This is a genomic window from Microcoleus sp. B4-C2 (assembly GCF_036705265.1).
In the GTDB taxonomy this organism is placed as follows: Bacteria; Cyanobacteriota; Cyanobacteriia; order Cyanobacteriales; family Microcoleaceae; genus Microcoleus.
Genome location: NZ_JAUBUB010000135.1, coordinates 3,217 through 14,107, shown reverse-complemented (window position 1 = coordinate 14,107; position 10,891 = coordinate 3,217). Strand labels below are relative to the sequence as shown.

The 10,891-nt window shown below is 46.2% G+C and carries 11 protein-coding genes; 6 read left to right on the top strand and 5 right to left on the bottom strand.

Translation table 11 applies throughout. The features are described 5' to 3' along the window. Positions 1–112 precede the first annotated feature (112 nt). Positions 113–1,276: an NB-ARC domain-containing protein gene (locus QUB20_RS26380; RefSeq protein ID WP_333291766.1), complete on the top strand. Its 1,164-nt coding sequence runs from the start codon at positions 113–115 to the stop codon at positions 1,274–1,276. A 31-nt stretch (positions 1,277–1,307) separates the two neighbouring features. Further along, positions 1,308–1,922 (top strand): Uma2 family endonuclease, encoded by a 615-nt coding sequence (locus QUB20_RS26375; protein WP_333250863.1) that lies wholly within the window; start codon positions 1,308–1,310, stop codon positions 1,920–1,922. A gap of 31 nt (positions 1,923–1,953) precedes the next feature. On the opposite strand, the gene QUB20_RS26370 is transcribed toward QUB20_RS26375, so the two are convergent. The 4 genes from QUB20_RS26370 to QUB20_RS26355 form a co-directional block, all read right to left on the bottom strand. After that, a complete protein-coding gene (locus tag QUB20_RS26370) occupies positions 1,954–2,346 on the bottom strand; it encodes a DUF433 domain-containing protein (protein ID WP_333250861.1) in 393 nt (130 codons plus the stop codon). Between the two features lie 63 nt (positions 2,347–2,409). Then, positions 2,410–2,535: a hypothetical protein gene (locus tag QUB20_RS26365; RefSeq protein WP_333291764.1), complete on the bottom strand. Its 126-nt coding sequence runs from the start codon at positions 2,533–2,535 to the stop codon at positions 2,410–2,412. 37 nt (positions 2,536–2,572) lie between these two features. Further along, entirely contained in the window at positions 2,573–3,595 is a 1,023-nt protein-coding gene (locus QUB20_RS26360) for an ATP-binding cassette domain-containing protein (protein WP_333250859.1), read from the bottom strand. A gap of 731 nt (positions 3,596–4,326) precedes the next feature. After that, the gene (locus QUB20_RS26355; RefSeq protein WP_015175516.1) at positions 4,327–4,515 is read right to left on the bottom strand and encodes a hypothetical protein; all 189 of its coding nucleotides are present in this window, start codon (positions 4,513–4,515) and stop codon (positions 4,327–4,329) included. 177 nt (positions 4,516–4,692) lie between these two features. On the opposite strand from QUB20_RS26355, the gene QUB20_RS26350 reads away from it, so the two are divergent. Then, positions 4,693–4,980: a hypothetical protein gene (locus QUB20_RS26350; protein WP_333250858.1), complete on the top strand. Its 288-nt coding sequence runs from the start codon at positions 4,693–4,695 to the stop codon at positions 4,978–4,980. Positions 4,981–5,235: 255 nt separating this feature from the next. Here the strand turns inward: QUB20_RS26350 and QUB20_RS26345 are convergent, their stop codons facing one another. Beyond that, complete coding sequence (locus QUB20_RS26345; protein ID WP_333244251.1) at positions 5,236–6,159, bottom strand: histone deacetylase; 924 nt, start codon at positions 6,157–6,159, stop codon at positions 5,236–5,238. Positions 6,160–6,555: 396 nt separating this feature from the next. Between QUB20_RS26345 and gyrA the strand changes: the two genes are divergently transcribed. The 3 genes from gyrA to QUB20_RS26330 all read left to right on the top strand — a co-directional run bounded on the left by gyrA (position 6,556) and on the right by QUB20_RS26330 (position 10,672). Further along, positions 6,556–9,252, top strand: a complete 2,697-nt coding sequence (gene gyrA, locus QUB20_RS26340; protein ID WP_333244254.1) for a DNA gyrase subunit A — start codon at positions 6,556–6,558, stop codon at positions 9,250–9,252. Positions 9,253–9,509: 257 nt separating this feature from the next. Then, complete coding sequence (locus QUB20_RS26335; protein ID WP_333244257.1) at positions 9,510–9,665, top strand: hypothetical protein; 156 nt, start codon at positions 9,510–9,512, stop codon at positions 9,663–9,665. Positions 9,666–9,997: 332 nt separating this feature from the next. Beyond that, positions 9,998–10,672, top strand: coding sequence for an SDR family oxidoreductase (locus QUB20_RS26330; protein WP_333250854.1), 675 nt, complete (start codon positions 9,998–10,000; stop codon positions 10,670–10,672). The last annotated feature ends 219 nt before the right edge of the window (positions 10,673–10,891 follow it).

The following is a 10,891-nucleotide window of genomic DNA, read 5'->3' as shown; positions in this document are numbered from 1 at the left end:
AGATAGCACTCAGTTTTTTCGCTTCTGTGCTTTATTGCGTAAGCATCCCTATTTAAAAACTGTCCGGAGTATTGTAAGAGAAGATATAAATAAATCAAATTTTCGATCGACAATGGAAAGATATCAAATTTCTCACTCTTCTAATTTCCTCAATCTAAATTTCGTAGAAAAAGGTAGCATCAACGTCTGCACAGAAGCCTCACAGCCTCCCAAAACTTCACAAAACTCACCCCCAACACAAACCTCAACTGAAGACGACACCCAACAGAAACCGCGACTCGATTTAAGAGATGCACCGGAACTCAGAACATTCTACAACTACCCCAACTCACCCCTCACCGCCCTCGAAAATGCGATCGCCCGCCAAAACTGCCGCCTCCTCACCATCACAGGCATGGCAGGCACCGGCAAAAGTGCGATCGCCCGTCACCTCATCCCCCAAATTCAAACTCAATTCGATCGCATCATCTGGCTCAGTCTCCGCACCTCCCCACCCCTGGAAACAACTCTTAAAAATCTTATTCAATTTCTATCAGATAGAACAGATATTAACTTTTCCGCCAACATCGATGCTCAGTTGTCAATCCTAATAGAAACATTGCGCGAAAATCGCTGTCTCATCATCCTCGATGACGTGCAGCAAATTCTCATCAGCGGGCAACTTGCAGGAAATTATAAACCCGGATATGAAAACTACGGAACCATATTTAAACTCATCGGCGAAATTCCCCACAATAGCTGCTTAATTCTCAATAGTTGGGAACCTCCCTCAGACATCATCACATTCACCGACGATAATTCAGCAGTATGTTTATTACAGTTAACTGGTTTAGGTGAAGCAGCAACAGAAATTCTTAGACAAAAGGGTTTGTTGGATGAAAAAGCCTGGGCCGAATTGATTAACCTTTATCAAGGTAATCCCCTGTGGTTAAAATTAGTCGCTCAAACCATTAACAACTTATTTAACGGTAGAGTCTCTCAATATTTAAGTTATCAACCAGTATTTTTAGGTGACGAATTGACACCGATATTCCAGCAACATTATCAGCGGTTGTCGGGAATAGAAAAACAGGCGATTTCCCAACTTAGTAATGAAATCGAGCCTGTTTCCTTTACCCAATGGATGGCAAAATGTCAAGGATCGCAAGGCGAATTATGTAAAGCAATTCAATCTTTAGCCAGACGGGGAATGATCGAAAAATTGAGCTATGAATCTGAAACAGTTTTCACGATTCCACCTGTGTTAAAACAGTATGTTAAAATGGTTGCAGAATAGTCTTAAATATCTAGCTAAATGAGATAAAACAATGACCGCAACTCCTACCCAACCTAAGCAGATGCTCAGTTTCGAGCAATTTGTAAAGCAACTTCCCGATGAAGAGGGCCGCTATGAACTTGTGAATGGAGAAATTGTGAAAATATTACCAATCAGACTGCATGAGGATGTTGCCGATTTTCTAATCAAACAATTTGATAGAGAGGTCGATCGCGTCCCCCTCAATTACAGGGTATCTGGCAGATTTATGCTGAGGACATTAACCCCGAATGGTAAAGAACAAGGCCGCCATCCTGATGTTACAGTAGTAGACAAAACCCTCTGGGAATCGCAGCCCTTCGCCTATTCAGCCCTAACTGAACCACCACAATTAGTTGTAGAAGTTGTCTCAACAAATTGGGAAGATGATTATATCGACAAGCTGGATGAATATCAGCGGCTGGGAATTTCTGAATATTGGATTGTCGATTATTTAGCTTTGGGTAGCAGAAACTATTTGGGCAACCCGAAAGAACCGACTGTTTTTGTTTACCTGCTTGATGAAAATGGCGTTTATCAAATGACTGCTTATCGAGGGAGCGATCGCATTATATCTCGAACTTTTCCCGAATTAGCATTGACAGCAGAACAAATCTTGGATGTATAGCAGTTGACAGTTGCTGTAGGGTGCGTCGCTATCAAAAACCCTCAAAAAGAGCGACCATCTCACAGCGACGCACCTTACAAACCGGGTTCAGTAAACAAGATTGTTTTTGGGCTAACAAGCGCGAGCGCACAACGCTGAGATCCGGTTGAATACCTAACAAACGCTGACGGACGGAATCTGCTAATTGCTCGCGATAATTGAGATAAGCTTCTACTGCTTCTTGGTGTCGGAGATAATAGCCGATCGCACTATAGACATCGGACAATGACAGAGTTGAATAACGCTGCACAATAGATTCCGGCGACGCACCATCCTGAAAAGCTCGAATCACCAATTCCAGCAAAACTCTTGAGTTTCCCACCCGAATAGCTCCTGTTGCATCTTCTCGAAAAGGAGGCGCTTCAACTTCCAAAACAAGATTCATCTATTAATATCCCTCAAAATCACTATAGTATTTTTTCGATTCACTCTTAAGATTATAGCTAACTTATCTCGCTTGTCTGCGAAGGCAGACTTCGTGTGTGCAGATGCGATTGAAACCGCCGGAATACTGGTTTATGAACAGGCAAGATGCCTGTTCCACAATAAAATTAACTCTTTGTGGAACAGGCATCTTGCCTGTTTCTGACGAACTTTTCCCTTCCCTCAAACTACGATCGCATCGCCTGTTTTTGCTCCGCCTTCAAATCGCGGTTGCTAGCAGCAGCCAACTCCGCATCCAACAGCGTCTTACCAGTCGCAGCCAAATACACATCATCCAAACTCGGCCGAGATTGAGCAATCCCAAAAGTAGGCAATCCCGCATCTTTTAAAGCTTGCTGAATAGTCACCAGCGCATCGCTTTGCGGTGTTACTACTAAATTGAGAGAATTTCCTTGAGCCGTATTGACAATTACTTCCTGCACAAAAGGCAGCGATTGCATCAGATTTTTAGCTTTTTCGGCTTCTTCGATCGGCGAAAACTCCCGAATCCGTAGAGTCACCCGATCGCCTCCAACCCGATTTTTCAACTCTTCTGGCGTGCCCTCAGCAATCACCGTACCCTTATCAATAATCGCCACGCGATCGGCCAAAGCGTCAACTTCTTCGAGATAATGGCTCGTAATCAAAACCGTCGTACCTTCCTCCCGCAAGCGGCGCAGGAAATCCCACACTACCACCCGGCTTTCAATATCGAGCCCGACAGTCGGTTCGTCTAACACCAAAACATCCGGCTGGTGAAGCAACCCAGCAGCTAAGTCAAGGCGTTTGCGGATACCGCCGGAATAAGTGCCCGTCTTTTTATTTTCCCACTCCTCCAAACCGAGGAGTTTCACCATTTCGTCAATCCGCCCTTTAATCCTAGGGCGCGGCAAATGGTAAAGCGCTGCTTGCAGTTGCAGGAGTTCCCGCCCCGTCAGCACCTTATCCAGAGCCACTTCTTGGGCGACATAGCCTAGTCTTTGTCTAGCAATTCTCGGCTGGCTGACAGCAGAAATGCCAGACACTTCAATGCGTCCGCTATCGGGCGCACTCAAAGTACAAAGTACCCGCAGGGTTGTGGTTTTGCCTGCACCGTTGGGGCCTAGCAAACCAAATATTTCCCCCGGTTCTACCTTGAAGGAAACATCTTTAACGGCTTCTACAGTGCCGTAGCGTTTCTGAAGATTTTCAATTAAAACGGCGGGAGCCATATATTTTGGGGATGAACTGGTTGTTAATATTTTGACACTTCCGGGCTCAAATTGCCGGAATCGTCGATCGACCTATACGACTCGGTGTGCTTGTAACGATCGCACACTCCTCCTCAACCGGAAACTGCTTATAGTTTTGATTTTTAATATCAGTTTAAAAAGTATTAACTTTCTAGCGGTTCTCAACCCTGATATTCATCAGTTTTCCCACTATTTAATCTCCCATCTCAAATCATGTCCGGTCAATTAACCATGATTCCTGTAGGGGCCCGTGAGCCAAGATATTGAATAGAAACGGGAAAATCTGTAAACCCGCCCTGGCCTTTAATCGCGGTCAATCGATCGGACATGATATCAAATCCAAAAAATTATGAGTTTTGAGTTAATTCTAACTTTGCAGTTAACAACTCAAAACTCACAATTGTTCAACAAGTAGAGATGCACCCGAAACCTGTTATTTTATAATTATCTCTACCTATAGGCTGATGTGTAGCGAGATTTTGATAATTAACACACTGGGCAAACACATCACACTTTCGATCCCACTATTAAACACAAAAAACTTCCCGAATTGGCAAGTTCTCCTTGTAACGAGTTCCCAAAAAATGTAACTGTAGGCTCGTGAGATCAATCCCGATAGTTATCAGTCATCACCAATTCTTTAATCGAAAATCGAAAATCGACAATCGAAAATGGTATTAACTCCTTTACAGAGAGTGGTTGCCAGGTCTTTAATCGACAATTTTTACCCAACCGCGGCGAACGTTGTACAGCAGTCGGTTGATGATGGCATACTCATCTTCATTCAGTGTTCTTTCTAAGAGTGCAGATCTGAGCTGTCTCCGGTCGTGGCGAGTCACGACACTGGAGAACATGACCTGACCAAATAACTCTTCGAGTGTCATTTGGGATACTGACATGATAAACCTCCTAGTTGATTGAGACAGATAAAATTTTAACAGGCTTGTTGTATTTGTATTATGCACTCTGGGAGCGACTTCACAGGCGATCGAAAACATTGACACGGTGTGATTTTTTGGTTAAAAATCTGTGACCGAGACTTTGATGCCCAGTGACTTGGATCTCTTAAATTGGTGATGCTTGTCACGGAAGTCAGAAGTCAGAAGTCAGAAGTCAGAAGTCAGAGGGAAAAAGACCATCAAGCGCGATCGCCCTCAACAACTCTCCATCTCGTCCTCATCAGAAAAATGGGTAGAAACCCCGTCCTTTTAGGACGGCTTTACATTTTTGATTTACTACCGCCTTGGGACTGGTTAGCTCGGTGTGCTTTTGTGTTGCACTTTCAACGGGACAATTACCGCCTCAAACTTCCCAGCCCTGTACGCATAGTGTTTTGCTCTTTTCGAGCCTCCCTTGCGGGGTAATGTTAGCTTTCGACAATGTTTTGAGAGCTTGTTAGGCCCAAAGCACTGTTCCTGTTACCTGAGAACTGTTTAACCTTCAGCGACAGAGCAAGGAACTAGCTACGCATTCCAGGGTGTCGTGACTCTCAAAACGTAGGCAATTAAGCCTTAGTCTGGTCAGTACGGCTTTCGAGATTTCTCTTTCAAGCCTCATGCCTTTAGGCTGAGGTTCCTGACGGCTTCTCAACCTCATTTTCCCCTATGCCAATTTTCCAGCTAATTGAGGCATCGGTCAATAGTCGCCACAACCGACTCGGCCAACTCTTTGAGCGCGTAACCCCCCTCCAAACCAAAGGCGATGCGGCGGGTGATTTGCAAGCAGTATCCGGTGAAAGTACCGTAATCTGACGGCGCCAGAGTCATACTCGCCAGTGGATCGGACGCAGTAGCGTCATAACCAGCGCTGACAATCAACAAATCCGGTTCAAATTTGGACAAAAAAGGCACGACAAGAGATTCAAAGGCGCTCAGGTATTCAGCAATGCCACTGCCAGGATAGAGGGGAATGTTCAGCACGTTGTCGTAGGCACCTCGCTCCTCGGCATCTCCCGTTCCCGGATAGCAAGGAGATTGATGCAGGGAACAGTAGCCAATTTGCCGGCAGCTTTCCACCAAAGATTGAGTGCCGTTGCCGTGGTGCACGTCCCAGTCAAGGACGGCGACGCGGTTGATTCCCGGCTGTTCCAGGGCGTAGTGAGCGGCGATCGCAGCATTGGAAAACAAGCAAAAACCCATCGCGCGGGCGTTTTCAGCGTGGTGTCCCGGCGGCCTGGCCAGCACAAAAGCCGGTTCCCCCGCAACCACCACTCGATCGACCCCATCGAGCCAAGCACTCGTCGCCAGCAGCGCTACGTCGTAACTTTCAGCAGAAATCGGCGTATCACCGTCGAGGTAGCCGCCTCCCCGATGAGCCAAATGTTCGATTTCTTTGATGTATCTTTGCGAGTGAACTTTTTTGATAGCCGATAACAGTTGTTGTTCGCGCTGCGCCACTGGGGTGGGCAGTTGCCACTCAATTTGATCCGCCCAAGGAGCAGCTTTCAGAGCGTTGACGATCGCCGTTAAACGTTCTGGTCGCTCTGGGTGAAGCATTCCAGTCTTGTGCAGCAAGAAATCTTCGGAGTAGATGACGGGTAGCATCGGCTGATTTTAGATTTTAGATTTTAGATTTTAGATTTTTAGTTAGCTTTAAGAAGGCCTTCGGTTTTGTGAAATTAAAATTTCGATCGAGTAACCATTTTAATTTCTTAGATGGCCGTCAAAAAAACTCACGAAAGCATGAAACCCGACCGCCTAAAAAAACCTTTTTAGCTTTTGCCAACTGCTGACAAAATCACCAACTGACAAATTATCAATTGTGCTGGTTTCGTCCCTTAATTTTTCTGGCAACTTTCCCATAAATTCCAAGGCAAATTGTGATATAATTTCAGGAGTAATTGGCAATATTTGGCAGCTCTACTGAATCCAAACCGATTTTATCGCATTTTTGAGATTTATAGCCGTCAAATTTAAATTTTTAACGGAGTTTTTCAACCTATGAGCACCTCTGAGTCGCGGATAATCCCGACGGATCTGGGTAATGAGATGTCCCGATCGTACTTGGAATACGCCATGAGCGTAATAGTCGGTCGGGCGCTACCAGATGCCAGGGACGGTCTCAAGCCCGTTCACCGACGCATTCTCTACGCCATGAACGAATTGGGCTTGACTCCCGATCGACCTTTCCGCAAATGCGCCCGCGTCGTGGGGGAGGTGCTGGGCAAGTATCACCCGCACGGAGATACAGCGGTTTACGACGCCCTGGTGCGGATGGCTCAGGATTTCTCCATGCGGGAACGCCTGATCAACGGCCACGGCAACTTCGGCTCCGTTGACAACGACCCGCCCGCTGCCATGCGGTACACCGAATGTCGCCTCACAGCTCTCACTAGCGACTCCATGCTGCGCGACATCGACTCGGAAACAGTTGATTTCGGCGACAACTTCGACGGTTCCCAGCAAGAACCCCTTGTACTCCCGGCACGCATCCCCCAAATTTTGCTCAACGGTTCCTCCGGGATTGCTGTAGGGATGGCCACCAACATTCCGCCCCACAATTTAGGCGAAATAATTGACGGTTTAGTAGCACTAATTCACAATCCAGCAATTACTGACCTGGAATTGATGCAGTACATCCCCGGCCCGGACTTTCCCACCGGAGGGCAAATTCTGGGTAGAGGCGGCATTCGCGATGCTTACACCACCGGGCGCGGTTCGATTACAATGCGCGGAGTCGCCGGCATTGAAACCATCGAACATCCCGGCCGCCCCGACAAAGAAGCAATTATTATCACCGAATTGCCTTACCAAACAAACAAGGCAGCCCTAATTGAGAAAATTGCCGAACTTGTCAACGACAAAAGATTAGATGGTATTTCCGACATTCGCGACGAAAGCGATAGAGACGGAATGCGGATCGTGATCGAACTCAAGCGCGACGCCTATCCCCGCGTCGTCCTCAACAACCTCTATAAACAAACACCCCTCCAAGCCAACTTTGGAGCCAATATGTTAGCGCTAGTAAATGGGGAACCCCAACTACTTACGCTCTCCCAATTCCTCAATGTCTTCCTAGACTTCCGCATTGAGACAATTACTCGCCGGACTCAATATGAGCTCCGCAAAGCAGAAGAACGCGACCACCTTCTGCAAGGCTTATTAATTGCCCTAGACAACTTAGATGCAATTATTCACCTAATTCGCGCCGCTGCCGACTCTGCAGCAGCCAAACAGGAATTGATGGATAATTACGGTCTTTCGGAACAACAATCCGACGCAATTCTGCAAATGCAGCTCCGGCGTTTGACAGCATTAGAAGCGCAAAAAATCCAGCAAGAACACGAAGAACTGCGAACTAAAATAGCCGATTTGGAAGATATCTTAGCGCGCCGGGAACGCATCTTAGAAATCGCCGAATTTGAAGCAGTCGAAATCCAAACCAAAATCGCCACTCCTAGGCGCAGCGTCATCGAACACGCCGAAGGAGAAATCGATGAAAGAGATTTAATTGCCAACGAACAAGCAATTATTCTGATCACCGAGCAAGGCTACATCAAGCGGATGCCAGTCAGCACTTTCGAGGCCCAAAGTCGCGCTACTCGCGGCAAAGCAGGCGCGAAAATGAAAGAAGACGATGGAGTAGAACATTTCCTTTCCTGCTGCGATCACGATAGCGTTTTGTTCTTCAGCGACAGAGGTGTAGTTTACTCTGTCAAAGCTTATCAAATTCCCGTCTGTTCCCGGACTGCCCGCGGCACTCCCGTGGTGCAACTGCTGCCGATTCCTATAGAAGAAAAAATCACTTCTATGGTGTCAGTGACAGAATTCACCAGCGAAGAATACTTGGTCATGCTGACTCGCGGCGGCTACATCAAGAAAACCGCACTTTCAGCTTTTGGCAACATCCGCACTAATGGATTAATCGCCATTTCTCTAGAAGAAGGCGACCAACTGCGCTGGGTGCGGAGAGCAAAAGTTGGTGACAGCATCATCATCGGTACGCGCCAAGGCATGGCAATTCATTTCCGCACTAATCACGAACAGTTGCGCCCAGTCGGCCGCGCGACGCGGGGTGTAAAATCAATGAAATTGCGATCGGGCGATGAGTTGATTAGCATGGACATTTTGCCCAGTTCAATTGTTGCCGAAATCGCTGAATTGGAAACTGAAGACTCCGAATTTGAGGGAGCTAATATTGCTCAATTAGAAACGGACGAAGCGGAATTTGAAGGGGCAGAAAGTGCTGAATTGGAAACGGAAGATGAAGAATTAGAATTGCAAGCAGAGGAAATTGAAGGCGAAGAGGTTGAAGAAATTTCGACAGTTAGCAGCGAAGTTCCTTCGGTGTTGGTAATCACCACCAACGGCTACGGCAAACGGGTTCCTGTTTCTCAATTCCGCCTACAAAGACGGGCAGGCAAAGGATTGACGGCTACTAAATTTAAGTCGAAAAAGGGTAAGGATCAGGTAGCAGCCCTGCGAATTGTCAACGAAGATGACGAATTGATGATCATTACCAACCGAGGTATTATTATCCGTCAGGCGGTGAGTGCAATTTCTACTCAATCGCGCACAGCAACGGGTGTGCGGGTGCAGCGGTTAGATGAGGATGATTCGATCGTAGCTGTGGCTTTAGTGCCGGCTGCTGGTGAAGAATCGGCGGAAGAATCGGAATCTGAGGAAGTGGCAGAATAGTCCTAGGTTAATAGTTTGTAAGGTGCGCGCTGCGTACCTTACTGCTGAATGGTAAAAATGCGATCGTCCATACTCTGAAGTTTTCCCTCAAAAGTCAAAGATTTTTTCCGGTGAGGTAATGATGAGTCAACTCCAAACCTCAACTACTAACCGATACCTGGATTACAGCGACTTGGGATGAATATATAGAAATTATTAAACAGCCGGAGTACGATCGAGCAAAATCCTACTACTACAACGGACTATTGAGGATTGAAATGGCAGCAGTCGGGCCAGATCATGCTGATGACAACGGAGTTATCGTCATCTTAATCAATTTATTGGGCATTGCTAAAGGTATAAAAATGAGACTGCTGGTCAACTGTAGCTACGCCAAAACAGGTGTCAGAGGCGCTCAACCTGATGCTTCTTAGGAATGAGAATTAAATAACTTCCACTCTTGAAAGTGGGATGGGCCTAAGAGCCCATCCAAAAAGGACGGGCTCTTAGGCCCATCCCACAATAACAATTAAAATTGTAAGTTATTTAATTCGCGATCCTAAGCATCTACTTTGTATCTTTATTGATAAGTTAGATTTAGACCCGGATTTGATGTTAAACCATCCTAAGCTTCCTTCAGTCTTGTCTTATGGTACTTTGGCTGCTTAAAAACAGTCCGGAGTATTGATTCACCAATTGACAGAGGAATGTTGTATAATCTACATTCAAATAAACCAATTTCTGCACCCATTAAGTCAAAATTGATATGACAGAGAAATCCCACATTTTTTTAGCTGGTGCTAGTCGAGGCGTCGGCTTAGAAATCGCCAAATGTCTGACAGCACAAAAGATGCAAGTAACTGCACTTTTGCGATCGCCCGCAACCAGCACCGAATTAGAAGCAATGGGCATCAAAGTCGTGACTGGCGATGCTTTGGATGCTGCAGCTATGGAAGCGGCGATGGCTGGCGGCGATTCAATTCATGCCGTAATCAGCACAATTGGCGGCTTGCCCAAAGATGGAGAAAGAGCCGATTATTTGGGCAACAAAAACTTGATTGATGCGGCGGTCAAAGCAGGCGTGCAAAAATTTATTTTAGTTTCATCAATCGGCAGCGGTAATAGTGTCGGCGCTTTGCCGCCCCAAGCTTTAGAAACTTTGCGCCCGGTTTTAATTGAAAAGGAAAAAGCCGAAAATCATTTGATAGAAAGCGGGATGATTTATACAGTGATTCGTCCGGGCGGACTCAAATCGGAACCTGCCACAGGCAACGGTATTTTAACAGAAGATTGTCGAGTTGCTGGAACTATTCACCGGGCAGATGTAGCGCAGCTAGTTTGTCAGTGTTTAGTTTCTGATGCTGCTAACAATAAAGTTTTGTCGGCGGTAGATAAACAGATGGTTTACGGCAATCCAGAATTTGAGGTATTAACTTTCTAGGGGTTGGTTTAGCGCAAAAATAAGCTGTCGGGCATCTAAATTATATTTTTTGGGCGGGCTAGAAGCCCACCCCACAAGAAAATTGAACTTTTGTGGAACAGGCATCTTGCCTGTTCAAAAAAATCCTGCGCCCACCCGATAGGAAAATTGAACTTTTGTGGAACAGGCATCTTGCCTGTTCAAAAAAATCCTGCGCCCACCCGATAGGAAAATTGAACT

Bases quoted from the DNA above. Each gene is read 5' to 3' on its own strand.
- QUB20_RS26380 (WP_333291766.1), top strand. From the start codon at position 113: ATGGAAAGATATCAAATTTCTCACTCTTCTAATTTCCTCAATCTAAAT.
- QUB20_RS26375 (WP_333250863.1), top strand. From the start codon at position 1,308: ATGACCGCAACTCCTACCCAACCTAAGCAGATGCTCAGTTTCGAGCAA.
- QUB20_RS26370 (WP_333250861.1), bottom strand. From the start codon at position 2,346: ATGAATCTTGTTTTGGAAGTTGAAGCGCCTCCTTTTCGAGAAGATGCA.
- QUB20_RS26365 (WP_333291764.1), bottom strand. From the start codon at position 2,535: ATGCCTGTTCCACAAAGAGTTAATTTTATTGTGGAACAGGCATCTTGC.
- QUB20_RS26360 (WP_333250859.1), bottom strand. From the start codon at position 3,595: ATGGCTCCCGCCGTTTTAATTGAAAATCTTCAGAAACGCTACGGCACT.
- QUB20_RS26355 (WP_015175516.1), bottom strand. From the start codon at position 4,515: ATGTCAGTATCCCAAATGACACTCGAAGAGTTATTTGGTCAGGTCATG.
- QUB20_RS26350 (WP_333250858.1), top strand. From the start codon at position 4,693: ATGCTTGTCACGGAAGTCAGAAGTCAGAAGTCAGAAGTCAGAAGTCAG.
- QUB20_RS26345 (WP_333244251.1), bottom strand. From the start codon at position 6,159: ATGCTACCCGTCATCTACTCCGAAGATTTCTTGCTGCACAAGACTGGA.
- gyrA (WP_333244254.1), top strand. From the start codon at position 6,556: ATGAGCACCTCTGAGTCGCGGATAATCCCGACGGATCTGGGTAATGAG.
- QUB20_RS26335 (WP_333244257.1), top strand. From the start codon at position 9,510: ATGGCAGCAGTCGGGCCAGATCATGCTGATGACAACGGAGTTATCGTC.
- QUB20_RS26330 (WP_333250854.1), top strand. From the start codon at position 9,998: ATGACAGAGAAATCCCACATTTTTTTAGCTGGTGCTAGTCGAGGCGTC.